Annotated in this window: 21 protein-coding genes; 7 read left to right on the top strand and 14 right to left on the bottom strand. The window is 63.1% G+C overall.

Features of this window, described 5'->3' with window-relative positions; translation table 11 throughout:
* Nucleotides 1-103: 103 nt before the first annotated feature.
* Together fghA and ACE3QM_RS03750 are read right to left on the bottom strand one after the other, a co-directional pair.
* Nucleotides 104-937: an S-formylglutathione hydrolase gene (gene fghA / locus ACE3QM_RS03745; protein ID WP_197081434.1), complete on the bottom strand. Its 834-nt coding sequence runs from the start codon at nucleotides 935-937 to the stop codon at nucleotides 104-106.
* Between the two features lie 19 nt (nucleotides 938-956).
* On the bottom strand, nucleotides 957-2,069 hold the full coding sequence (locus ACE3QM_RS03750; RefSeq protein ID WP_369799201.1) for an S-(hydroxymethyl)glutathione dehydrogenase/class III alcohol dehydrogenase: 1,113 nt from the start codon (nucleotides 2,067-2,069) through the stop codon (nucleotides 957-959).
* A 138-nt stretch (nucleotides 2,070-2,207) separates the two neighbouring features.
* On the opposite strand from ACE3QM_RS03750, the gene ACE3QM_RS03755 reads away from it, so the two are divergent.
* From ACE3QM_RS03755 to ACE3QM_RS03780, 6 genes are all read left to right on the top strand, one after another.
* Nucleotides 2,208-3,101, top strand: coding sequence for a LysR family transcriptional regulator (locus ACE3QM_RS03755; RefSeq protein ID WP_048409349.1), 894 nt, complete (start codon nucleotides 2,208-2,210; stop codon nucleotides 3,099-3,101).
* Nucleotides 3,102-3,177: 76 nt separating this feature from the next.
* Nucleotides 3,178-4,188: a nucleoid-associated protein gene (locus ACE3QM_RS03760; RefSeq protein ID WP_231460825.1), complete on the top strand. Its 1,011-nt coding sequence runs from the start codon at nucleotides 3,178-3,180 to the stop codon at nucleotides 4,186-4,188.
* A gap of 501 nt (nucleotides 4,189-4,689) precedes the next feature.
* Nucleotides 4,690-4,851 (top strand): hypothetical protein, encoded by a 162-nt coding sequence (locus ACE3QM_RS03765; RefSeq protein WP_156183814.1) that lies wholly within the window; start codon nucleotides 4,690-4,692, stop codon nucleotides 4,849-4,851.
* 146 nt (nucleotides 4,852-4,997) lie between these two features.
* Complete coding sequence (locus ACE3QM_RS03770) at nucleotides 4,998-6,233, top strand: EAL domain-containing protein (RefSeq protein WP_374420338.1); 1,236 nt, start codon at nucleotides 4,998-5,000, stop codon at nucleotides 6,231-6,233.
* A gap of 142 nt (nucleotides 6,234-6,375) precedes the next feature.
* Nucleotides 6,376-7,032: a response regulator transcription factor gene (locus ACE3QM_RS03775; RefSeq protein ID WP_053074328.1), complete on the top strand. Its 657-nt coding sequence runs from the start codon at nucleotides 6,376-6,378 to the stop codon at nucleotides 7,030-7,032.
* A 2-nt stretch (nucleotides 7,033-7,034) separates the two neighbouring features.
* On the top strand, nucleotides 7,035-9,395 hold the full coding sequence (locus tag ACE3QM_RS03780; protein ID WP_374420341.1) for an ATP-binding protein: 2,361 nt from the start codon (nucleotides 7,035-7,037) through the stop codon (nucleotides 9,393-9,395).
* Between the two features lie 2 nt (nucleotides 9,396-9,397).
* Here ACE3QM_RS03780 and ACE3QM_RS03785 read toward each other — a convergent pair whose 3' ends face one another.
* From ACE3QM_RS03785 to hemF, 8 genes are all read right to left on the bottom strand, one after another.
* Nucleotides 9,398-10,297, bottom strand: a complete 900-nt coding sequence (locus ACE3QM_RS03785; protein ID WP_048409352.1) for a 4-deoxy-4-formamido-L-arabinose-phosphoundecaprenol deformylase — start codon at nucleotides 10,295-10,297, stop codon at nucleotides 9,398-9,400.
* Between the two features lie 56 nt (nucleotides 10,298-10,353).
* Nucleotides 10,354-11,397 carry a bifunctional UDP-4-keto-pentose/UDP-xylose synthase gene (locus ACE3QM_RS03790; protein WP_048409353.1) on the bottom strand — a complete coding sequence of 348 codons (1,044 nt, stop codon included), beginning with the start codon at nucleotides 11,395-11,397 and terminating at the stop codon, nucleotides 10,354-10,356.
* Nucleotides 11,398-11,486: 89 nt separating this feature from the next.
* Nucleotides 11,487-12,386 (bottom strand): formyltransferase, encoded by a 900-nt coding sequence (locus ACE3QM_RS03795; protein ID WP_374420343.1) that lies wholly within the window; start codon nucleotides 12,384-12,386, stop codon nucleotides 11,487-11,489.
* A complete protein-coding gene (locus ACE3QM_RS03800; RefSeq protein ID WP_048409355.1) occupies nucleotides 12,383-13,330 on the bottom strand; it encodes a glycosyltransferase in 948 nt (315 codons plus the stop codon). The genes ACE3QM_RS03795 and ACE3QM_RS03800 overlap by 4 nt, the downstream gene beginning before the upstream one ends.
* A gap of 6 nt (nucleotides 13,331-13,336) precedes the next feature.
* Nucleotides 13,337-14,464 (bottom strand): DegT/DnrJ/EryC1/StrS family aminotransferase, encoded by a 1,128-nt coding sequence (locus ACE3QM_RS03805; protein ID WP_374420346.1) that lies wholly within the window; start codon nucleotides 14,462-14,464, stop codon nucleotides 13,337-13,339.
* 16 nt (nucleotides 14,465-14,480) lie between these two features.
* Entirely contained in the window at nucleotides 14,481-14,852 is a 372-nt protein-coding gene (locus ACE3QM_RS03810; protein ID WP_048409357.1) for an SMR family transporter, read from the bottom strand.
* Between the two features lie 25 nt (nucleotides 14,853-14,877).
* The gene (locus ACE3QM_RS03815) at nucleotides 14,878-16,548 is read right to left on the bottom strand and encodes a phospholipid carrier-dependent glycosyltransferase (RefSeq protein ID WP_374420347.1); all 1,671 of its coding nucleotides are present in this window, start codon (nucleotides 16,546-16,548) and stop codon (nucleotides 14,878-14,880) included.
* Nucleotides 16,549-16,665: 117 nt separating this feature from the next.
* Complete coding sequence (hemF, locus tag ACE3QM_RS03820) at nucleotides 16,666-17,577, bottom strand: oxygen-dependent coproporphyrinogen oxidase (protein WP_374420349.1); 912 nt, start codon at nucleotides 17,575-17,577, stop codon at nucleotides 16,666-16,668.
* Between the two features lie 97 nt (nucleotides 17,578-17,674).
* Here hemF and ACE3QM_RS03825 point away from each other — a divergent pair, with 97 nt between their 5' ends.
* Nucleotides 17,675-18,295 (top strand): glutathione S-transferase family protein, encoded by a 621-nt coding sequence (locus ACE3QM_RS03825; RefSeq protein WP_374420351.1) that lies wholly within the window; start codon nucleotides 17,675-17,677, stop codon nucleotides 18,293-18,295.
* A 60-nt stretch (nucleotides 18,296-18,355) separates the two neighbouring features.
* Here ACE3QM_RS03825 and ACE3QM_RS03830 read toward each other — a convergent pair whose 3' ends face one another.
* The 4 genes from ACE3QM_RS03830 to ACE3QM_RS03845 all read right to left on the bottom strand — a co-directional run bounded on the left by ACE3QM_RS03830 (nucleotide 18,356) and on the right by ACE3QM_RS03845 (nucleotide 22,568).
* Nucleotides 18,356-18,949: an outer membrane beta-barrel protein gene (locus ACE3QM_RS03830; RefSeq protein ID WP_053074330.1), complete on the bottom strand. Its 594-nt coding sequence runs from the start codon at nucleotides 18,947-18,949 to the stop codon at nucleotides 18,356-18,358.
* Between the two features lie 441 nt (nucleotides 18,950-19,390).
* On the bottom strand, nucleotides 19,391-20,212 hold the full coding sequence (locus ACE3QM_RS03835; protein WP_048409361.1) for a carboxylesterase: 822 nt from the start codon (nucleotides 20,210-20,212) through the stop codon (nucleotides 19,391-19,393).
* A 286-nt stretch (nucleotides 20,213-20,498) separates the two neighbouring features.
* A complete protein-coding gene (locus tag ACE3QM_RS03840) occupies nucleotides 20,499-21,845 on the bottom strand; it encodes an ATP-binding protein (protein WP_374420353.1) in 1,347 nt (448 codons plus the stop codon).
* Nucleotides 21,846-21,848: 3 nt separating this feature from the next.
* The gene (locus tag ACE3QM_RS03845) at nucleotides 21,849-22,568 is read right to left on the bottom strand and encodes a response regulator (protein WP_048409363.1); all 720 of its coding nucleotides are present in this window, start codon (nucleotides 22,566-22,568) and stop codon (nucleotides 21,849-21,851) included.
* Nucleotides 22,569-22,693 lie beyond the last annotated feature (125 nt).

The following is a 22,693-nucleotide window of genomic DNA, read 5'->3' on the forward strand; positions in this document are numbered from 1 at the left end:
CTGTAAATCTGACGGCTCTGCCTTCGAAGGTTCGAATCCTTCTCCCTCCACCAGATTCAACAAAAAAGCCAGGCTATGCCTGGCTTTTTTGCGTTCCGCCGTGTCACAGGCCGAGATGGCGCGCATGGAAGCGCAGCTGTTCCTCGATCAGGCTGGAGACAAAGTAGTAGCTATGGTCGTACTCGGCGTGGCGGTACAGTTCCAGCGGATAGCCGCAGGCCTGGGCCGCTTGCTCCAGCGCTTCCGGCTGCAGCTGGGTGTCGAGGAAGCTGTCGGCCAGGCCCACGTCCACGCGCAGCGGCAGGCGCTGCGGCGCGGCGGCGAGCAGCAGGCTGGCATCCCATTCCTGCCAGGTGTCGCGGTCTTCGCCCAGATAGGCGGCGAAGGCCTTCTGGCCCCAGGGCGCGTTGAGCGGATGGCAGATCGGGCTGAACGCCGACACCGACGCATAGTCCTGCGGCCGTTTCAGCGCGCAGATCAGCGCGCCGTGGCCGCCCATGGAATGGCCGGCGATGGCGGGCTTGCCGGTCACCGGGAAGTGGGCGGCGATCAACGCCGGCAACTCCTGGCTGACGTAGTCGTACATCCGGTAGTGACGATCCCAGGGCGCCTGGGTGGCGTTCAGGTAGAAGCCGGCGCCCTGGCCCAGGTCGAAGGCTTCGTCATCGGCCACTTCCGCGCCGCGCGGGCTGGTGTCCGGCGCGACGATGGCCAGGCCCAGCTCGGCGGCCACGCGCTGAGCGCCGGCCTTGTGCATGAAGTTCTCGTCGGTGCAGGTCAGGCCGGACAGCCAGTACAGCACCGGCACGCGCCGCTGCGGGCTGGCCTGCGGCGGCAGATAGACGGCGAAGCGCATGCGGCAGCCCAGCGTCGTCGAATCATGCAGATACTGCCGCTGCCAGCCGCCGAACGACTTGTTGGCGCTGATGTTTTCCAGGTTCACTCGGGTCTCCGGCTCAGTAATGGATCACGGAACGGATGCTCTTGCCCTCGTGCATCAGATCGAAGGCTTCGTTGACGCGCTCCAGCGGCATGGTGTGGGTGATGAAGTCGTCCAGGCGGAATTCGCCCTTCAGATAACGCTCCACGTAGTCCGGCAGCTCGCTGCGGCCGCGCACGCCGCCGAAGGCGGAGCCGCGCCATACCCGGCCGGTGACCAGTTGGAACGGACGGGTGGAGATTTCCTGCCCGGCGCCGGCCACGCCTATGATCACCGATTCGCCCCAGCCCTTGTGGCAGCATTCCAGCGCCGCGCGCATCACTTTGACATTGCCTATGCATTCGAAGGAGAAGTCGACGCCGCCGTCGGTCATCTCCACGATCACGTCCTGGATCGGCTTGTCGAAATCGTTGGGGTTGACGCAATCGCTGGCGCCCAGCTTTTTCGCCAGCTCGAACTTGCTGTCGTTGATGTCGATGCCGATGATGCGGCCGGCGCCGGCCATGCGCGCGCCGATGATGGCGGACAGGCCGATGCCGCCCAGGCCGAAGATGGCCACGCTGTCGCCGGCCTTGACCTTGGCGGTGTTGATCACCGCGCCCATGCCGGTGGTGACGCCGCAGCCCAGCAGGCACACTTCTTCCAGCGGCGCGGCCGGGTTGACCTTGGCCAGCGAGATTTCCGGCAGCACCGTGTATTCGGCGAAGGTGGAGGTGCCCATATAGTGGTAGATGGGCTTGCCGTCCTTGGAGAAGCGGGTGCTGCCATCCGGCATCAGGCCCTTGCCCTGGGTGGCGCGGATTTTCTGGCACAGATTGGTCTTGCCGGACAGACAGAATTTGCACTCGCGGCATTCCGGGGTGTACAGCGGGATCACATGATCGCCCACCGCCACGCTGCTGACGCCGGGGCCGACGGATTCGACGATGCCGCCGCCTTCATGGCCCAGGATGCAGGGGAACACGCCTTCCGGGTCTTCGCCGGACAGGGTGAAGGCATCGGTGTGGCACACACCGGTGGCCACCATTTTCACCCGTACCTCTCCGGCGCGCGGCGGCTGCACTTCCACTTCTTCTATGCTCAGCGGCTGGCCCGCGGCCCAGGCCACGGCGGCCTTGCACTTGATGATGTCCTGGCTCATGAGCCCTCCTTGGTGTTGGATCGCCGTAGCGGGCCGAAGGCCGCGACGGCAAAACTTTGATTGTATTTCCCTCGTTTGAATAGATAATCGTCGCAATTGGTAAATGATTTTTTCCGAGGTGAAATAATGTTGGGTTGGGAAGGCATTTGCGAATTCGTCAGCGTGGCGGAGCAGGGCAGTTTCACCAAGGCGGCGCAGGCGCTGGGCATTTCCGTCGCCCAGGTCAGCCGCCAGGTCACGCAGCTGGAGCAGCGCTTGGGCGCCAAGCTGCTGTATCGCACCACGCGCCATCAGGCGCTGACCGAGATCGGAGCGTTGTATCTGCGCCACTGCCGCCAGTTGCTGGATTCGCTGGCGGAGGCGGAGCAGGCGATCTCGCGCCACCAGGCGCAGCCGCAGGGCAAGCTCAAGCTGACCGCGCCGCTGGCTTACGGCCAGAGCCATATCGCGCCGTTGCTGGTGCGCTTCCTGCAGCGGCATCCGCAGCTGGAAGCGACGCTGAACCTGTCCAATCAGGTGCTGGACCTGGTGCAGGACGGCTACGACCTTGCGATTCGCATCGGCCATCTGGAGGATTCCTCGCTGATGGCGCGGCGGCTGGCCTCGCGCCGTCATCATGTGTGCGCGGCGCCGGCCTATCTGGCGCTGCATGGCCGGCCGTTGGAACCGGCGGATCTGGAGCGCCACAGCTGTCTGTCGCTGGGGAGCGAGCACTGGCATCTGCTGGATGGCGGTCGGCGGCGGCAGGTGCGGGTCAAGGGCAGCCTGCGCTGCAATAGCGGCCACGCGCTGGCGCACGCGGCGCGGCAGGGGCTGGGCCTGGCGCAGTTGCCGGATTACTACGTCGCCGCCGGTCTGGCCAGCGGCGAACTGGTCGAGGTGCTGGCCGATTACCGCGAGCCGGAAGAGGGCATTTGGGCGCTGACGCCGCAGAACCGTCAGCTGTCGCCCAAGGTGCGTCTGCTGATGGACTTCCTGGCGGACTCCCTGACCGACGATCCGCTGGCTTTACCGGAATAGCAGGCCGCTTTCGCGGTTGCCAAGCCCGGGCGCAGTGGCAATAATCGCGCATTCGATTTTAGGCGGGAGCGTGGACATGTTGGCGATAGGCGAATGCAGAGTGGAGCGGCTGGTGGTGCACCGGGTGGGCAATGCCTCGCGCGGCGAGGGCGCGCGTCTGTCCGAGCGGGCCAGCGCGGTGGACGAGGAAGTGTCTTCCTTGTTGCTGGGCGGCTATTTGAAGAACATCGTGTCGGACAAGCGCCAGCACCAGTTTTTCCATGAGTCCGATCTCAATCTCAATGAGATTTACCATTTCACCCGCCAGTTCTTCCGCGGCGAGCTGGATTTCCTCGAGGTGTCGCAGCGCATCGCCAAGCATTTGTACGCGCGTTCGCAGCATCCCAACATCAATGCCGGCGATTTGCTGGTGATCCTGTTTTCCGGTCTCAATGACGGCGACCGCGAACTGCGCGCGCTGGGGGTGTTCAAGTCCGAGATCCGCGATGATTTCCTCACCGTGGTGGAGTCCGGCGATGTGTTCGACATCAGCCACGCCTCGGGCATCAATCCGCGGCTGATCGACAAGGGCGCGCTGATCCTGGAGCACGGTCCCACGGTGTATGCGGTGGATCGACTCAGCCGCGAGGCCAAGTTCTGGCTGGAGGATTTCCTGAAGGCGATGCGGGTGCCGGACAAGGCCTCCAGCAGCAAGATGATGGCCAGCGTGGTGGAACAGCTGTCCGAGGAAATCGACGATCCCATGCAGCAGGCGCGCTTCAAGGACGAGTTTCTCAATCTGGTGAGCGGCGAGGAGGATGTGTCGGCCAGGCAATTGGCCAGCGCCGCCGAGAAGTTCGTGCCGCGTGAACAGGTGGAGCAGGCGATGGGTTCCGCCGCCGAATCCTATGGCTTCGCGCTGGACGAGGAAGCGCGCTTGCCGGCCAAGGGAGTGGCGCGGCAACTGGAAAAAACCTTGTCCAAGTATGGTGTCGGCCACGGCATCAGCGTGTTGCTGCCTAGCGGCATTACTTTGAAGAATATCCAGTCGCAGAACGATGGCGAAGGCGAGCTGATGCTGACTTTGCGTCTGAACAAGCGAGATTGAGCGTCGCTGCCCACCCTGAGTCTTCTCGCCAGACAGGGGGCGTCGCCACCTGTCTGATGTCCACTTCCGTCCCTCCATTGTTCCGCATTTGAGAGTTGGCCGACCGCGCAGCGATGCCGCGGCGGGCCTGCTGTCAGACCCACAGACCATCTAGCGGATAAATTTGTTGCTTCCCCTTTGTCTTGCTCAATGCTCCATCTGCGCTGGTGCGTCCTTTTTCCTGAGCGTTGCATATGATGTTCGCTTATTTAATTCATTAATATTTACCAAAACATTAATATCTAAAATAAATTAAATGAGTATCAAAAGATGTATGCGATGTAATTTAAGACAAATCCTATTTGTGGTTTTGGGGACGCTTTTTACTATGGTCTGGTAAAGCCTAATTAAAGCAGCGCAATTAAGCTTGATTAAATACAGGGACGCGCTGGGCGAAAGTGGCGATGATGGGTCGCTGCGTTTACCAGTGGTTTTTATGGAAAGGTGGCTTTTTTCAAATAAATGACTGATGAAGCAATAAAAAATAAAAATCTCTTTGTCATGTGGTGCTGTGATGTGAATCAAGGCCTTGCCGGCGGCATGGTGCTGGCGGGAGGTCTGGCAGGGATTGTTGAACGATTCTTTAGATTCATTGACGCGATTCCAGCTTACGCGGCACTGTGATGCCACATTGTCATTTAAAAGCCAAACAAGGAACCCTGGCAATTAAGCTTATCTAATGCATGCTTTTGGGATGTTGAAAAACGACAGCGCGCAAATGCCATATTTGCGGATATCAGGCTGCCGGTATTCCAAAAGGTAGGGAATCGATGGAAAATCTTAACATTATGCTGGTGTCCGGGCCGCAGCGGGAAAGCGAACCGCTCCAGCGCCTGCTGTTGCAGGCCGGTATTCGCAATATCCGCTGTTGCGGCCATATTCGCGAGGCGGAACAGGAGCTGTTGCGCGAGCCGGTGGACTTGCTGATTTGCGATATCCAGATGCCCGATGGCGGCGGCGCCGAGCTGGTTGCGAAGGTGCACGCCGGCCTGCGCCGCGGCGAACTGGCGGATGCGCCGATGTTGCTGTGGCACAGCCGGGCCAGCAAGACTTTGCAGGAGTCCCATGTGAGGTTGGCGCGCGAGGCGGGTTTCAACTACGTCTGGGCGGCCAGCCTGCCCATGGATGCCGATGCCTGTTTGCGTTTGTTGCGCCAGGTGGTGCAGGCGCGCGCGGCCATGGCCGAGGCGGCCGGCGCCCATGGCGTGCCGGGGCGGCTGGGCACCCGTCCGTTCAGCGAGCAGGAGGTGATAGAGGCGCTGTGTTCCAAGGGCACGATCTCGATTGACCTGCAGCCCTTGGTGCGGCTGCGTGATGGCGCGGTGATAGGCGCCGAGGCGCTGGCGCGCTGTTCGCATCCGACCCGCGGCAATATCCGCCCCGCGGTGTTTTTGCCGGTGGTGAACAAGCTGGGTCTGGATTTGTTGTTGTTTTTCCATGTGCTGGGCGGGGTGATCGCCACGCAGCAGGCCTTGGCCGGGCAGGGTGTGCAATTGCCCATCGCCATCAACGCCTCGGCCGGCACGTTGGCATCGCCCAATATCGTCAGCGAGATCATGTCGCGCTGGGACCGCGCCAAGCTGTCGCGTTCCTTGCTGGTGATAGAACTGACGGAAAACATTGAGCCTGAAATCGGCCTGGACCTGATGGTGGCGCTGAACCAGCTGCGCGCCAATGGTTTCGGCATCGCCTGCGACGACTACGGCATCGGCATTTCCTCGTTGAAGATGCTGTCCGACATGCCTTTCTCTTCCTTGAAGCTGGACCAGTTGTTCGTCGCCTCCATGCTGGAAAGCTCGCGGCACTATGAAATCGTCCGTTCCTCCATCCAACTGGGCAAGGAGTTGAAGCTGCAGGTGGTGGCGGAAGGGGTGGAGAGCTCAAGGCATATCAAGGCTTTGCGGGAGATGGGCTGCGAAGTGGGGCAGGGCTTCGGCCTGCATCGCCCGATGGCGCCGCAGCGCTACATCGAATTGTTGCAGCAGGAGCGGCTGGCGTGGCATTGACGCGATGCCGGCGCGGCGCGCGCGGCGATAGCGGCTAGGGATGGTTGCGTCACGACACAGGCTTGCGGGGGAGGGGATATCCGGGAATGGTTTCCGCAAGTCGCGACGCTAACCATATTGAGCCAATTTTAATGAGAATGGCATGAAAAAAAGAATATCGCTGATGATCCTGGATGATCACGACGTGGTCAGGGTAGGGCTGGAGGCCAGCCTCAAGCGCTACCCTGAGTTCGAGATCATCGGCAGCTTCGCCCATAGCACCCAGCTGTTGTCGGTTTTCCGCGAACGCCTGCCGGACGTGCTGCTGATGGATTTCTCCCTGGGCAGCGACGAAGTGGACGGCCTGAACCTGATCCAGTCCATCAGCGTGCGTTATCCAGAGTGCAAGATCCTGGTGCTGTCGTCGGTGGACCTGGTCGGCACCATCAACTTGATGCTGCGCGCGGGCGCCAGAGGGTTTTTCAGCAAGGCGCAGCCGGTGGACGCGCTGGCTGGTGCGATCCGCAGCGTGCATGCTGGCCGGGTGTATCTGACCGCCAAAATGATGAGCGAGATGGACCTGCTGCTGTCGGGCGATTGTAAACGAGGGGACGGCAACACGCTGGACCCTTATTCGCGCTTGTCGCCGCGTGAGCGCGAAGTGGTGCGTTGCTGTCTGGACGGCATGAGCACCAGCCAGATCGCGGACAAATTCTCACGCAGCATCAAGACGGTCAGCACCCAGAAGAAGGCGGCGTTCCAGAAGCTGGGCATCAGCACTGACCGCGAGCTGTTTTTACTGCATTCCAAATTGGAGTAATGGTGCGACTTCTACACCTGAGCGTCTGGGTGTTGCTGCTGGGCTTGCTGTCCGGCTGCGGCGATCCGGTCGGCAAGACCTGGCTGACCCGTGAAGAGGCCGCATGGGCGCGGCAGCACCCGGTGGTGGATGTGTATGTGCTCAGGTCCAAGCCATTGCCGGAGCGCAAGAACAGCGGCGTGCCCTTCAAGGGCATGGAGGCGTATTTCCTGCAATATGTCGAGGCGCAGACCGGGCTGCGCTTCAATATCGTGCAGGCGCATTCGGTCCAGGAACTGATGGCGGCCACCCTGGGCGGGCGGGCGATGATGCTGGCCAGCATCAATCAGGACGCGATCGGCGATTTGAACCTGAACAAGCATTACTATTTCACTCAGCCGTACTCCTCGCAGCCCTTGATGGCGATCACCCGCCGCGATCATCCGGTGGTCTACGACTTCAACAATCTGCACGGCCAGAAGGTCGCCTTCATCTTCAACGACAATTCCCGTTCCTGGCTGCTGGGAGACAATGCCAGCCTGAAACTGGTGCCGGTGGAAACGCCGACGCAGGCGCTATTGGCCATTCAGGAGCGGCGCGCCGATGTCGGCCTGGTGCCGGAAACCTATGCCCGCTTCCTGCTGCGCCATCGTTTTCCCGAACTGACCAGTTCCGGCGCGCTGCCGGGCTATTACGCGATCTACCGCATGGGGGTCAGCAAGAGCCAGCCGCTGCTCTATGCCATTTTGCGGCGCAGCCTGGAGCGGATGTCGGCCGACGATGTCGACGCGGCCCGCTCCGCCTGGGAGGAGCAGGTGGCGGCGCGGCCGTCGGTCTACAATGTGTTCCGCAGCTATGCCGGCGAGGGCATCGTGCTGGTGCTGCTGTTCTTCGCGCTGCTGCTGGCGATACGCACCACCACCAAGCTGCTGCGCAAGGCGCGGATGGGCGAGGCGGCCAAGAGCGAGTTTCTGGCGGTGGTCAGCCATGAAATCCGCACGCCGATGAACGCCATCATCGCCGCCGGCGAGTTGCTGCAAACCATGCCGCTGGGCGAGCAGCAGCGCGAATTGGTGCTGCAGTCCAATCTGGCGGCCAACAGCATGCTGCAATTGCTCAACAATATTCTCAACGCCTCGCGGCTGGATGCCGGCCAGGAGCGGCTGGAACCGTTCTTCGTCGATGTCGGCGGCATTCTGGAAGGGCTGGTCAGACTGTATGCGCTGGCGGCCAAGATGAAGGGGCTGGAGCTGCATTACGTTTGCAATCTGCCGCCGCGGGCGCTATGCCTGGACCCTTCGCACCTGCAGCGGGTGTTGCACAATCTGATTTCCAATGCGATCAAGTTCACCGACCAGGGCGCGGTGACGCTGAAGGCGGATTTCCGCGAAGGCAAGCCGGGCGCCGAGCGTGGCTGGCTGGTGTGCCAAGTGATGGACACCGGCATCGGCGTGCCGCTGGCGGCGCAGAAAACCATTTTCGACGCTTTCGTGCAGGCGGATGCCGACATCAACCGCAAATTCGGCGGTTCCGGCCTGGGGTTGGCCATCTGCAAACGCTTGGTGGAGCTGATGAGAGGACGCATCGAGCTGGACAGCGATGGTGTGTCCGGCGCCACCTTCACCATCACGCTGCCGGTGCAATTGGGGCAGGAACTGGCGCGGCGGGAGCCAGAGCCGCCGCTGGCGGAGCCGCCGCAAAAAGTGGGGCAGGGACAACTGGTGTTGGTGGTGGAGGATCACCCGGCCAATCAATTGATGATCTGCGAGCAGTTGCGGCAATTGGGCTGCGCCACCACGGTGGCCAGCACTGGACTGAGCAGCCTGTCCATCTTGAAGGGCAAGCCGGATATCCAGCTGATTCTGATGGATTGCAGCCTGCCGGATATCAACGGCTACGAGGCGGCGCGGCGGATACGCGCGCAGGAGCGGGCGGAGGGCCGCGCGCTGGTGCCCATCGTGGCGATCTCGGCGGCCAATGACGATGCGCACAGGGAAAAGTGCATGAGCAGCGGCATGAACGGGGTGCTGGTCAAGCCATTGCGGATCAAGGACTTGCAGCAGATATTGTTTCTGTGGCTGCCGGACGCGCTACCGGCGGTGGCGGCGCAGCGTTCGGAGCAGTCGGAAGATTTATGGACGCTGTTCGTCGAGCACAACGAGCGGGATTACCACAAGGCGGTACTGGCGATTCAGAACACGCAATGGTCGTCCGCCAGCCAGCATCTGCATCGCATTTACGGCGCGGCCTTGACCATGCGCCAGCCGGAACTGGCCGAGCTGGCGCGAGGACTGGAGGACATGCTGCTGCAGGGCATCACCGAGGGGCTGGCCGAACGGATGGAACGACTGCGCGCGCTGCTGGACCGGCTGGCCGGCGGCTGAATTCAGGCCTGCAACGCCAGCGTGCCGCTGCGGCCGGGGATCTCGCCCATCACCACGCGGCCATTGGGCAGGGAGGCGGCGTCCAGGCTGCTGAACAGTTCTATGCAGCTGCACAGCTGATAGCCCTGGGCCTTCCAGCCCACCAATAGGTGTTCGAAGGTGTAGCCCAGGCGCAGGCCTTCCAGTTCGGCGTGCAGCGTGTAGACATGGCCGGTGGCGGGCTCGTCCTCGGTCAGTTCCAGAATGTGCTTGTGCACATTGTCGGCGGTGAGGCCGTCCAGGCCAATCAACTCGTCCAGCGTCGGCAGTGTGGTGGGCAGCTGCGGCACGCCCAAGGGCTGGCCGGCGGCGTCCACCGGTTGGAACGGGTGGCTGCCGCGGCCATCGGACGCGTAAAGCATGCCCAGTTCACGCTCATAGGCCAGCGCCGCGTCGTTGATCTGCCAGCCGGCGGCGCCGTGGGTGCGCGCCGGTTCGCCGAAGATCCGTTCGAAGCGTTCGGCCGCCTTGCGCATCTCGGCGCGGGTCCAGGCGGCGTCCTTGCCGGCGACGTAATCCTGCCACTTGATGTGGTCCCAGGTGTGGATGCCGACCTCGAAGCCCTGCGCGCGGACTTCGCGCATCAGCTCGGCTTCGCGTTTGCCGATGTCCGGGCCGGGCAGCACGGTACCGTACAGCAGGGTGCGGATGCCGTAGTGCTCCACCACCGAGGTGCGCGACACCTTGGACAGGAAGCCGGGGCGGAACACCCGCTTGATCGCGCGGCCGGTGTGGTCCGGACCCAGGCTGAACAAAAACGTGGCCTTGGCATGGTGCTGCTGCAGCATGTGCATCAGCCGCGGCACGCCGTCGCGGGTGCCGCGCCAGGTGTCGACGTCGATTTTAAGGGCGAGTTTTTTCATGGGGTATCTCTGAAACCGGCGCCGGGCTTTCTATCTCGCCTGGCGCCGGGAGCCGCTTACTCGGACAGGTCGCGGCTGGCGGCCACTTGGTCGCGGTAGTAGTCGTAGATGCCGCGCAGCGCGTCGGCCATGGTCACGCTCGGCTTCCAGTCCAGGTCCGCCATGGTGTTGGCGATCTTGGGCACGCGGTTCTGCACGTCCTGATAACCCTTGCCATAGTAAGCGCCGGAGGTGGTTTCCTCGATCTTCACCTTGTCGGCGTTCAGCTGGTATTCCGGGTAGACGCGGGCCAGGTCCAGCATCATCGCGGACAGTTCGCGGATGGAGTAGTTATTGGTCGGGTTGCCGATGTTGTAGATCTGGCCGGAAGCCTTGCCGTCCTTGTTCTCGATGATCTTCATCAGCGCGCTGATGCCGTCGTCGACATAGGTGAACGCGCGTTTCTGATGGCCGCCGTCCACCAGCTTGATGGTTTCGCCGCGCACGATGTGGCCCAGGAACTGGGTGATCACGCGGCTGGAGCCTTCCTTCGGCGTGTTGATATTGTCCAGGCCGCCGCCGATCCAGTTGAACGGGCGGAACAGGGTGTAGTTCAGGCCTTCCTGCATGCCGTAGGCGTGGATCACGCGGTCCATCAGCTGCTTGGAGCAGGAGTAGATCCAGCGCGGCTTGTTGATCGGGCCGCAGATCAGCTCGGAGTTCTCCGGGTCGAATTCTTCGTCATGGCACATGCCGTAGACTTCCGAAGTGGACGGGAACACCAGGTGTTTCTTGTACTGCACGCACTGGCGCACGATGGGCAGGTTGGCTTCGAAGTCCAGCTCGAACACACGCAGCGGATTGTTGACATAGGTGGATGGGGTGGCGATGGCCACCAGCGGCAGCACCACGTCGCACTTCTTCACGTGGTATTCGATCCACTCCTTGTTGATGGTGATGTCGCCTTCGAAGAAGTGGAAGCGCGGATGGTCTTTCCACTCGGCCACGCGGTCATCGTGCATGTCCATGCCGTAGATGTGCCAGTCGGTGGTTTCGATGATGCGCTTGGTCAGGTGGTGGCCGATGAAGCCGTTCACGCCCAGGATCAGTACTTTTTTCATTGAGATTTCCTTCATCGTCCCCTTGGGGGACCTTGATTTGCATAAGTGTTTCGCGCGGCGAAGGGCGCCGCGGCCCTGTCACCGTCGTGTCAATTCAGCGCCAGCGGTTCCGCCAGTTGTTCCAGCGGCGCGCCGTCCAGCGTGGCGGACAATACTTTCAGGCAACCGCCGTCCACCGCTTCCAGCCACAAGGCGCCGTCATCGGCGCGCAGCCGCGCGCCTTGCAGCGCCTGGCCGTGGCTGCCGGCGCGCAGCGTTTTCCAGATCACCAGCCGGCCGCTTTCGGTGTCGGCGAAGGCGCCCGGGAACGGGTGGCTCAGCGCGCGCACGAAGTTGTGCAGCTGGGCGGCGCCGGCCAGCGGGTCGATGCGGCCGTCCTCCGGCTTGCGGCCGCCGAAATAGCCGCCCAGGCTCAAGTCCTGCTGGCGGAATTCAGTCTGGCCGGCGAGCAGCGCCGGCAGGCTGCGCGCCAACACCATTTCCGCGGCCACGGTGACTTTGGCGAACACCTCGTCGGCATTATCGTCCGGCAGGATGGGCACCGCCATCTGATCGACGATGGGACCGTTGTCCGGTTTGACGTTCATCACGTGCAAGGTGGCGCCGGTTTCGGTTTCGCCGTGGATGATGGCCCAGTTTATCGGCACCCGGCCACGGTATTTGGGCAGCAGCGAGCCATGCATATTGAAGGCGCCGCGCGCCGCGCACTCCAGCAGCGGGGCCTTCAGCATGTGGCGGTAGTAGAAGGAGAACAGGAAGTCCGGCCGCGCCGCCTGCACCCGGGCCAGCACTTCCGGCGTGTTCGGGTCGTCCGGGGTGATCACCGGGATACCATGGTCGCGGGCGACCTGCTCCACGCTGGCGAACCAGATGTTTTCCTTGGGATTGTCGCGGTGGGTGACCACCAGCGCCACCTCCACGCCGCCGCCGAGCAGCGCCTTCAGGCAGCGCACGCCGACATTGTGATAAGCGAACACCACGGCTTTCATGGCTTGTCCTTTTGCTCCAGCACCGCGCCGATCACATAGCGCGGCCTATCCCGCACTTCCTGGTAGATGCGGCCGATATATTCGCCGAGCAGGCCGATGCCGAACAGCGCGATGCCGATTAGCAGGAAGGCGATGGCGAACAGGGTGAACAGTCCGCCCACTTCCGGGCCGACGATGAGCCGGCGCAGCACCAGATAGACCACCAGCACGCCGGAGCCGGCGGAAACCAGCATGCCCAGCAGCGAGAACAACTGCAGCGGCACGATGGAGAAGCCGGTCATCAGATCGAAATTCAGGCGGATCAGGCTGTACAGCGAATACTTGGATTCGCCGGCGAAGCGTTCTTCATGGCCGACGGTGACTTCGGTCGGATTCTGCGCGAACTGGTAGGCCAGCGCCGGGATGAAGGTGTGCAGCTCGTTGCACTGATTGATGGTGTCGATGATGCGGCGGCTGTAGGCGCGCATCATGCAGCCCTGGTCGGTCATCTTGATGCGGGTCAGCTTCTCGCGCAGGTGGTTCATCGCGCGGCTGGCTAGGTGGCGCCACAGGCTGTCGTTGCGTTGGCGGCGGATGGAGCCGACGTAGTCGTGGCCCTTGTCCATTTCCGCCAGCAGCAGCTTGATGTCTTCCGGCGGGTTTTGCAGGTCGGCGTCCAGTGTCACCACCCGTTCGCCGCGGCTGTATTCGAAACCGGCGAGGATGGCGCGATGCTGGCCGAAGTTGCCGTTGAACAGCACCACCCGGGTCACGTCCGGGCGCTGGTCGAACTGCGCGGCGAGCATGGCCGGGCTCTTGTCGCGGCTGCCGTCGTTGACGAAGACGATTTCATAACACACGCCCAGCGCGTCCAGCGCCGGGTAGAGGCGGTCGAACAGCGCCGGCAGCACGTCCTGCTCGTTGTATACCGGGATGACGACGGAAAGATCGATTACGCTTTTCATAATGTTTTATACGCTCAGCACGGGCTTCAGCACGGCGCTCACGGCGGCGCACACGCGTTCCACGTCCTCGTCGGCCATGGCCGGGAACAGCGGCAGGGTGACGGTGCGGCGGCCGATGTCTTCCGCCACCGGGAAATTACCCGGTTGGAAGCCCATCTCGCGGAACAGGGTGAACAAATGCATGGCGGGGTAGTGCACGCCCACGCCTATGCCCAGGTCTTTCATCCGGGCGATGAATTCGCCGCGGTCAATGCTCATCCGCTCCAGCGGCAGCAGCGGCTGGAACATATGCCAGTTGCTCTGGGACATGTCTTCCAGCGGCAGCTCGCAGCCCAGCGCGCGGTCGAAATGGCGGAAATACCGCGCGGCCAGTGCGCGGCGGCGGGCGTTGAAGTCTTCCAGCCGCGGCAACTGGCCCAGGCCGATGGCGGCGGCGATGTCGGTTATATTGGACTTGCCGCCCAGCACGTCCACATCCATGCCGCCGTCGGCGTGGCGGGTGACGCCCTGCAGCCGCAGCTTCTCGAACAGGCGCACCTCGTCCTCGTCGTTCAGCACCAGGCAGCCGCCTTCGCCGCTGGTCATGTTCTTGTTGGCGTGGAAGCTGAACGACACCAGGTCGCCGTCGCTGCCGATGCGGCGGCCGCGCCAGTTGGCGCCCATGGACTGGGCCGCGTCCTCGATCACGCGCAGTCGATGGCGCTTGGCGATGTCGTACAGACGGTCGCGGTCCACCGGCAGGCCTGCCAGGTCCACCGGGATGATGGCGCGGGTGCGCGGGGTGATCGCCGCTTCCACCAGGTTCAGGTCGATATTGCGGCTGGCGCGGTTGGCGTCGACGAACACCGGTTTGGCGCCGACTTTCAGAATCACGTTGGCGGTGGCCACCCAGCTCAGCGGGCAGGTGATCACCTCGTCGCCGGGGCCGACGCCGGCCACTTGCAGCGCCATTTCCAGCGCTGCGGTGGCGGAAGCCACCACCCGCACCGGACGGCCGCCGACATGGGCGGACAGTTCGGCTTCCAACTGACGGGACTTGGGGCCGGTAGTGATCCAGCCGGAGCGCAGCACCTCGCCGACGGCGGCGATGGTGGCTTCGTCGATGTCCGGGCGGGTAAAGGGCAGGAAATCCATGAGAGCCTTTCTGACGTTAGCTGCGGGCGACCAGCACCACGCCGATGATGATGACGCCGATGCCGATCAGCTTCTGCGCGCTCAGCGCTTCGCCGAACAGCCAGTAGGCCAGCAGCGCGTTGACCACATAGCCGATGGACAGCATGGGATAGGCGACGCTGACTTCCACCCGCGACAGCGCCATGATCCACACCACCACGCTGACCACGTAGCAGGACAGGCCGCCGATGATGGGCAGATTGGTGGCCAGCGACCAGCCTATCGGCAGCGCGTTGGCGGCGGAAAAGTCGAAATGGCCGATCTGGCGCACGCCGGCTTTCAGGCACAGCTGGGCGGCGGCATTGAGCAAGACGCCGAGCAGGATCAGGCTGAATTCGATCAACTTCATAAAGAGTCCATTGGTTTTAGCAGTTTCAGGGCTTGGCCACCACCATGCGGCGCGGGTCCTGGTACACCACCCGCATCGGCAGGCGCAGCGCTTGCAGCTCCTGGTAGGTGGCGGGGTCGGTCATCGCCAGCGCGCGCGGCGTGGCGTTCCAGGCGGCGACGAATTGTTCCAGCCGCGGCATCCAGCGCTGCGGTTCCTGGCCTTCGCCGAATTCGAACTCGTCGACGAACTGCACCAGGGTGACCGGCCGGCCCAGGTAGAAGGGGAAGGTCTGATCGTAGTAACGCACCGAGAACACCGGCGTGTCCGCGCGCAGATAAGGCTGAATCTGGGCCACGATCTCCTTGCTGCCTTTCAGCTTGCCGTAGCTGTCATGGCCGGCGGCGGCGATGCTGACGGCGAGCAGGCTGCCGAAGGCCAGCCAGCTCAGCGCGGCCAGCTTGCGCTCGCGGCCCAGCAGACGCCAGGCGGCGACGGCGCAGCCCAGGAACAGCAGCGCCGCGACGGCGACGAAATGGGCGAAGCCGTGCAGCACCGGCAGCGGGGTGTCCTCGGAGGCGAAGCGGTCGACGAAGGGATACACGGCCAGCGCCGCCAGCCACAGCAGCAGCGCCGGCAGCAGGTGCTTTTTCAGCGCGACGGCCGGCATGCGCTGCAGCGTGGGCGCCAGCAGCAGCGCCAGCGCCGGGAACATCGGCAGGATGTAGGACGGCAGCTTGGAACTGGACTTGCTGAAGAAGGCGAAGATGAAGACCGACCAGATCAGCAACAGGCGGCCGACGCGCAGTCGCGCGCCCGGCTCGCGCCAGCCGTCGCGGCACAGCGCCGGCAGCAGGCTGGTCCAGGGCAGCAGGCCCAGCAGCAGATAGGGCACGAAATACCACGGCGCGCCGGTGCGTTTGTGCTCGGTGGTGAGGAAACGTTCCAGGTGCTCGCGGATGAAGAAGAAATGGGCGAAATCGGGGTTGCGCTGCGACACCAGGATGAACCACGGCGCGGTCAGCAGCAGGAACAAGCCCAGCCCGCTCAGCCAGTGCATGCGCTTCCAGAACGCCCATTGCCAGTTCAGCAGGCTGTACAGCACCAGGGTGGCGCCGGGAATCAGCAGGCCGATCAAGCCCTTGCTCAGCGTGGCGGCGGCCATCGCCGCCCAGGTGACCCACATCCAGTTGCGGCTTGCGCGCGCGTCGGCGCCGTCATGCTGCGCCAGCAGGAAGCCGCACAGCGCCACGGTCAGGAAGAAGCTGACCCCCATGTCCAGCGCCAGGAAGTGGCTGTTGGCGATGATCCAGGCGCAGCTGCCGGCGGCCAGCGCCGCGTAGCGACCGGCATCGACGCCCCACAGCCGGCGCGCGGTGAAGCCGCACATCGCCACCGTCAAGAAGCCGGTCAGGCCCGGCCAGAAGCGGGCGGCGAACTCGTTGACGCCGAAGGCGGCGAAGCTCAGCGCGCCCATCCAGTATTGCAGCGCCGGTTTTTCGAAATACAGCAGACCGTTCAGGCGCGGGGTGATCCAGTCGCCGCTATGCAACATGAACAGCGATAGCGTGGCGTAGCGGCCCTCATCGGCGTGTATCAGCCCGCGGTAGCCGAGCGAGCCAAACCAGATGGCGGCGAACAATAGCCACAGCACCGTTTCCACACGGAAACGGGCGGCAAGGCCGGGGCGGCCGGCCGAGGAAAGGGGTTGGCTCATGCGGAACGGATTTTGTGTGAATGATTATGAATGGCTGCGCAAGGATACCCGATTTCGCCGTGCTTGTGATTGGCCGGACCGCTGCGCCGGCGGGAAAACCGGCGCGGCGACGCCGGCTCAGGCCAGCCAGTCGCGCGGCGTCAGGAAGCGTTCGCTCAGCGCCGCTTCCGGGCTGCCCGGTTCCGGCTGGTAATCGTACTCCCAGCGCGCCAACGGAGGCATCGACATCAGTATGGATTCGGTGCGGCCGCCGGATTGCAGGCCGAACAGGGTGCCGCGGTCCCAGACCAGGTTGAATTCTACATAGCGGCCGCGGCGATAGAGCTGGAACTGGCGCTCGCGCTGTCCCCAGCTGTCGTGCCGGCGGCGCTCGACGATGGGCAGATAGGCATCGGTGAAGCCGTTGCCCACCGCCTGCATGAAGCGGAAACAGGAATCGAAGCCCCAGGCGTTCAGATCGTCGAAGAACAGGCCGCCGATGCCGCGCGCCTCGTTGCGGTGCTTCAGGAAAAAGTACTCGTCGCACCAGCGCTTGTAGTCCGGGTAGACCTGTTCGCCAAAAGGCAGGCACAAGTCGCGGGCCACGCGGTGCCAGTGCACCGCGTCGGCCTCCACCGGATAGAAGGGCGTCAGGTCGAAGCCGCCGCCGAACCACCACACCGGGGCCTCGCCGTCCTTCTCCGCGATGAAGAAGCGGACATTGGCGTGGCTGGTGGGGATGTGCGGGTTCTCCGGATGGATCACCAGCGATACGCCCATGGCCTGGAAGCCGCGGCCGGCCAGTTCCGGCCGATGGGCGGTGGCGGAAGCGGGCAGCGTATCGCCATAAACATGGGAGAAGTTGACGCCGGCCTGCTCGAACAGCGCGCCCTTGGCCAGCACCCGGCTGCGTCCGCCGCCGCCGCCCGGCCGCTGCCAGGCGTCCTCGACGAAGCGCGCGCCGCCGTCGGCCTGCTCCAGCGCCGCGCAGATGCGGTCCTGCAGGTCCAAGAGGAAGGCTTTGACATCGTTGACGCGCGGCTGGCTCATCGCAGTATCCTGAAGGCTTGAAATGGGCTGCATTGTAGCAGACGGCGCGGCGCGCGCCTGTGCGCCGCGGCCGGTTTGAACACGGGAGATACGGATAATGATTGAGCTCTACACCTGGGGCACGCCCAATGGGCGCAAGATTTCCATCATGCTGGAAGAATTGGCGCTGCCTTACGCCGTGCATACGGTGGATATCGGTAAGGACGAGCAATTCGCGGCGGACTTTCTGGCGATCAGCCCCAATAACAAGATTCCGGCCATCGTCGACCCGGACGGCCCGGATGGACGGCCGCTGGCGCTGTTCGAATCCGGCGCCATCCTGCAATACCTGGCGGAGAAGCATGGCCGCCTGCTGCCGGCGGCGGGCGCGGCGCGCTATGAGGCGCTGCAATGGCTGATGTTCCAGATGGGCGGTTTCGGGCCGATGCTGGGCCAGGCCCACCATTTCCTGCGCTATGCGCCGGAAACCGTTCCTTACGCGCAGAAGCGCTACCACGATGAGGCCTTGCGCCTGTACGGCGTGCTGAACCGGCGCCTGGACGGGCGGGATTACGTTGCCGGCGAGTACGGCATCGCCGATATCGCGCTTTACCCATGGACGGCGCGTCATGATTGGCATCAGGTGGACCTGTCGGTGTTTCCCCGGGTGCGGGACTGGTTCCAGCGAGTGGGCGAGCGGCCGCCGGTGCGGCGCGGCATGGCGGTGCCGACGGCTTGAAACGCAAAACCAGCCGCGGACGCAAGGGCCGCGGCTGGCGAGCGCTGGCAAGGGGTGGGATCAGAAGTGGTAGCTGATGCCGGCCTTCAGCACGCTGGTGCCGGAAGTCTTGATCACGCTTTGTCCGCCAGGCAGCTGGAAGTCATTGCCGGCGATGTATTCGTATTCGCCACGCAGCGACAGGTTTTTGTGCAGCTGATACTGCGCGCCGAAACCAAGACCCAAGCGGGTGTCGTTGAAAGTTTGGCTGGCAAAGCGGTCGATCTTGAGCTTGGTGTGCACATTGTTCAGGCTGGCCTTGCCGAAAACTTCCAAATCCTGGGTCACCGGCAGAATGCCCAATACGGCGATGCGTTCGGCCGTGGTGGCGACGGAGCCGCTGCCTGTGCTGCCCATGAAGGAGCCATTGGCCTTGGATTTGCCGAAGTCCGCATAAGACAGCTCGGTGGCCAGGTATTGATTGAAGCGGTAACCGGCGCCCAGTTCCCAGACCGTGCCGGCGGCCTTGGCGTCTTTCAGCATGATGTTTCGATTGCCGGACTCAGGCTTGGAGAAGTTGTAACCGGTGTTGCCGAAGACGTAGAGGCCCGGATCGGCGGCGTGTGCGGACAGAGCTGCCAGGCTCAGCACGGAAGCGGTAATCAGTTTTTTCATTTTTTGCGACTGTTTACTTTGTTGATAACTGCGTTATTGTGCGAATAAGAAGCAAATCGGTCTGTTGAGCTTGTAAACGCTCTTTGTGTGATCGATGGAGGTCTTGTGTAACGATGTGTAACCGCGCAGGGTGGGCAGGTGAAAGAAAAGATGCCCGCCGGAGCCGGCGGGCATGCAAAGTCACACAAAGGGAAAAGAGAACGGAACCGTTGCAAGACCGGCGGGGGGCCGATCCGGCTCGTGCAAACAGTTTGCTTCAGCCGGCCCTGGCGTTCCATTGTCGCTGTGTTCTGGCTTGATGACGGTTGATGACGAGACAGCCAGGAAGTTTGCGCGGCTGTTAAATCCAATGTTTAGTTGTGATTGCTTGCAACTTTAAATGAGCGAGCAGACAAGAAAAAAGGCAAGCGGAAAGCTTGCCTTGATGGAGCGGGGCGTGGTTCAGGCGGCGGCGAACATGCCCCAGCCGCTTTGCTCGGTGCTGGCGGCCGGCGTTTGGGCGCGGTGATTGAAGAACTTCAGGCTGCGCTTGAGCACCTCGCCGCGCTCGTTGTCCACCATCACCATGTGATAGCTGTTGGATAGGGGCATGAAGTCGACGCTGCCGCCCAGATAGCGTTGCAGATAGTGAGCCGAGCGCGGGCTGGTGATGTCGTCCTCGTCGGCGTGCACGATCAGCGTGGGGCAGGTGATCTGTTCCAGCCGTGGCATCAGCTGGCGGCGCAGCCCGTCCACCTGGCGGATGCAGGCCAGCGGAATATAGGCGTAATGGAAGCGCTCGCCGCGTTCGAAGCGCTGTTGGATCGCCTTGCGGATACGGGCGTTCTTGATGCCGAACGGTTCGACTTCCGGCACGCGCATCTTCTTGGCCAGGCCGGGAATGCGGTAAACGATGTGGCGTGCCCAGGTCAGCTTGGGCAGGCTCCAGCCATCCAGGAACAGGGGCGGCGCGTACAAGGCGAGGCCGTCCTGATGATTTTCCAGCCGCGCCACTTCCAGCGCCACCAGGCCGCCCAGGCAAACGCCGGCAAGATGCACCACCTTGTGGCGGGTTTTCAGTTCCAGGTATTCCTTGCGTATGGTTTCCACCCAGTCCTGCCAGCGGACGGACAGCAGATCTTCCGGCTCGCCGCCATGTCCCGGCAATAGCGGGGTGTGGGTGACGATGTCCGCCTCTTCCAGTGTGCGTCCAAGCGCGCCGAGGTCGTATGCGCTGCCGCCCAGACCGTGTACCAGCAGGGCGGCCGGTCGTGAAGAAACCATGGGAAATACCCGAATCCAAGTTGAGATGCTGGCATTATCCCGGCGCGGCGGCCTCGGGTCTGTTGGCTTCCTGTCCCCGCTTTGTGACGGAGCGTGACCCAATTCAGATTGCTTAACAAACTGAGGCTTTACTTTTCGCCGGCGCGGACAGGCCGGTGCCGGCTCTCCTTAGAGCCGCTAACAACACCTCGCAGAGAACCTGAGCCAAGGCGCGCCGACGCAGGCAGTACCAGTTGTACGACAAGGAGGCGCAACGCAGGATCAGGGGTTTTGTTAGCGGGTCTTATTATTGCTGCGGTTGCATGATGCGCAGGGTAAAGCGCGCGCCGCCCAGTTCGCTGGCGGCTATGCTGACCTGGCCGCCGTGGTGCTCGGTGATCAGCTTGACGAAGGACAGGCCCAGTCCGTAACCGCCAGTGGCGCGGTCGCGGCTGCGGTCCAGCCGCAGGAAGGGTTCGAACACCTTGTCGCGTTCGGCTTCGGGAATGCCGCAGCCATCATCGTCGACGTGGATCAGTAGCTGGCCGGAGGTGTTGTGACACACCGTCAGCCTGACTTTGGCGTTGGCGTATTTGAAGGCATTGAGCAGCAGGTTGCGGCTGGCCACATACATCAGCTTGCGGTCGAAGGCGCCGTTGCCGAGCACGCAATCCAGTTCCAGCGCGATATTGGCCGGTTTCAATGGCGTCACCAGGTCGACCAGGTCGTCGAACCAGTCGTACAGGTCCACGGTTTCCCAATGCAGCGGCACTTCGTTGCGATTGAGCTTGGCGAACTCCATGCTGGTGTTGAACAGCTCCTCCAACTCCTGCATATCGCGTTCCATGCCCTCGCGGTAGCGCTTCCATTCCTGCTCGTCCTCTTCCTCCTCCAGCATGGTCAGGCCGAAGCGCAGCCGCGCGATGGGAGTGCGGATTTCGTGGGCGATGGCGTGCGACAGCGCCTGGCGCGTTTCCATCTGCCGCTCCAGCCGCGCCGCCATGCTGTTGAAGGCGCGCGACAAGGGCGCCAGCAGCCGGCTCTTGGAGGGCTGGGCGCGGGCGCTGAAATCGCCGTCGGCGAAAATCTCCGCCTTGCGGCGCACTTCGAGCAAGTCCTTCCACAGCGGGCGCAGGCTGAAATAGATCAGCGTGCCCAGCGTGGAGCCGGTCAGCAATATCCACAGCAGCAGGATTTCCATGTCCTCGCTGATCCAGCTGCTATTGCTGGGCGGCGCTTCCAGCGGGCCGAGCAGCAGCAGCCGCGGATCGCGCGGCAGCGGCACGTAGAGCAGTTGGTTGTCGAAATCCAGATACGGGCGGCCGCCTTGCAGCGCGGCATGGCCTTCCGGTTCGAAATCGTCGGGTGGATGGGCGATCAGCTTGACCGGATAGCTGAAGGCGCGGGCGATGTCGGCGAGTTTGCGCTCCCAATCCTGGTGCGGCGTCTGTTCCAGCTGCTGGCGGATCAGGCTTACTGTACCGTTCATGAATTGCAGCTTGCTGTCGCGGTCGCTGTTTTCGTACAGCTTGGTGACCATGAAGCCGAAGCCGATGATGATGATCAGCTCCGCCAGCATGGTGGCGAAGAAATAACGGGCGAACAGGGTGCCCAGCGACGGCTTGAGCCAGCCGCGAAGACGACGCGCGCTCATGCCTTATTCCCAGTCGCTGCGCGAGAACAGATAGCCTTTGCCGCGCACGGTCTTGATCCGGGCCGGCGCGTCGGGGTTGTCGCCCAGCTTGCGGCGCAGCCGTGAAATGCGCGCGTCTATCGAGCGGTCCAGGCCGTCAAAGCCGATGCCGCGCAGCTCGCTCATGATGTCGTCGCGGGACAGCACTTGGCCGGCGTGGGAGGACAGCAGCCACAGCAGGTCGAATTCGGCGGTGGTCAGGTCGATCAAGTCCCCGCTCAGCGTCGCCTCGCGCGTGGCCTGGCTGATGCAGAACTGGCCGAAGGTAAAGCTATCGTCGCCGCCGTTGTCGCCATCGGCCTGGGCGCCGGGGCCGCCGCGGCGCAGCAGCGCGCGCACCCGCGCCAGCAGGCGGCGCGGCTCCACCGGCTTGGCCAGATAATCGTCGGCGCCCAGCTCCAGGCCCAGGATTTCGTCCACGTCTTCGTCGCGCGCGGTCATCATCAACACCCGGCCGTTATAGCGCGGGCGGATCTCGCGGCAGACGTCGAAGCCTTCCTTGCCCGGCAGCATGATGTCCAGAATCACCAAGTCCGGCTTCTCTTCCAGAATGATGGCCGGCGCCGTGTCGCCGCGGCCGTGCTGGGTGATGCGATAGCCGTGCTTGGTCAGGTAGGCGCCTATCAATTCGGCTAGTCTCACATCGTCTTCGACAATGAGAATATGAGGGGTATCGCTGGGCATGTCTTCGAAAGGGTTTGGCCTTGAGTCCTAAAATAGTAGCACGCGGCCATCCGGCGCGACTTTAGTGTTATCGTGACCGCCATTTGTCATAATCAATTTTGAGGGTTTTTGAAATCATTGCCCAT

It is taken from the genome of Chromobacterium sp. (assembly GCF_041912965.1).
GTDB lineage: Bacteria > Pseudomonadota > Gammaproteobacteria > Burkholderiales > Chromobacteriaceae > Chromobacterium > Chromobacterium aquaticum.

Bases quoted from the DNA above. Each gene is read 5' to 3' on its own strand.
- ACE3QM_RS03755 (WP_048409349.1), top strand. From the start codon at position 2,208: ATGTTGGGTTGGGAAGGCATTTGCGAATTCGTCAGCGTGGCGGAGCAG.
- ACE3QM_RS03760 (WP_231460825.1), top strand. From the start codon at position 3,178: ATGTTGGCGATAGGCGAATGCAGAGTGGAGCGGCTGGTGGTGCACCGG.
- ACE3QM_RS03765 (WP_156183814.1), top strand. From the start codon at position 4,690: ATGACTGATGAAGCAATAAAAAATAAAAATCTCTTTGTCATGTGGTGC.
- ACE3QM_RS03770 (WP_374420338.1), top strand. From the start codon at position 4,998: ATGGAAAATCTTAACATTATGCTGGTGTCCGGGCCGCAGCGGGAAAGC.
- ACE3QM_RS03775 (WP_053074328.1), top strand. From the start codon at position 6,376: ATGAAAAAAAGAATATCGCTGATGATCCTGGATGATCACGACGTGGTC.
- ACE3QM_RS03785 (WP_048409352.1), bottom strand. From the start codon at position 10,297: ATGAAAAAACTCGCCCTTAAAATCGACGTCGACACCTGGCGCGGCACC.
- ACE3QM_RS03790 (WP_048409353.1), bottom strand. From the start codon at position 11,397: ATGAAAAAAGTACTGATCCTGGGCGTGAACGGCTTCATCGGCCACCAC.
- ACE3QM_RS03795 (WP_374420343.1), bottom strand. From the start codon at position 12,386: ATGAAAGCCGTGGTGTTCGCTTATCACAATGTCGGCGTGCGCTGCCTG.
- ACE3QM_RS03800 (WP_048409355.1), bottom strand. From the start codon at position 13,330: ATGAAAAGCGTAATCGATCTTTCCGTCGTCATCCCGGTATACAACGAG.
- ACE3QM_RS03805 (WP_374420346.1), bottom strand. From the start codon at position 14,464: ATGGATTTCCTGCCCTTTACCCGCCCGGACATCGACGAAGCCACCATC.
- ACE3QM_RS03810 (WP_048409357.1), bottom strand. From the start codon at position 14,852: ATGAAGTTGATCGAATTCAGCCTGATCCTGCTCGGCGTCTTGCTCAAT.
- ACE3QM_RS03815 (WP_374420347.1), bottom strand. From the start codon at position 16,548: ATGAGCCAACCCCTTTCCTCGGCCGGCCGCCCCGGCCTTGCCGCCCGT.
- hemF (WP_374420349.1), bottom strand. From the start codon at position 17,577: ATGAGCCAGCCGCGCGTCAACGATGTCAAAGCCTTCCTCTTGGACCTG.
- ACE3QM_RS03825 (WP_374420351.1), top strand. From the start codon at position 17,675: ATGATTGAGCTCTACACCTGGGGCACGCCCAATGGGCGCAAGATTTCC.
- ACE3QM_RS03830 (WP_053074330.1), bottom strand. From the start codon at position 18,949: ATGAAAAAACTGATTACCGCTTCCGTGCTGAGCCTGGCAGCTCTGTCC.
- ACE3QM_RS03835 (WP_048409361.1), bottom strand. From the start codon at position 20,212: ATGGTTTCTTCACGACCGGCCGCCCTGCTGGTACACGGTCTGGGCGGC.
- ACE3QM_RS03840 (WP_374420353.1), bottom strand. From the start codon at position 21,845: ATGAGCGCGCGTCGTCTTCGCGGCTGGCTCAAGCCGTCGCTGGGCACC.
- ACE3QM_RS03845 (WP_048409363.1), bottom strand. From the start codon at position 22,568: ATGCCCAGCGATACCCCTCATATTCTCATTGTCGAAGACGATGTGAGA.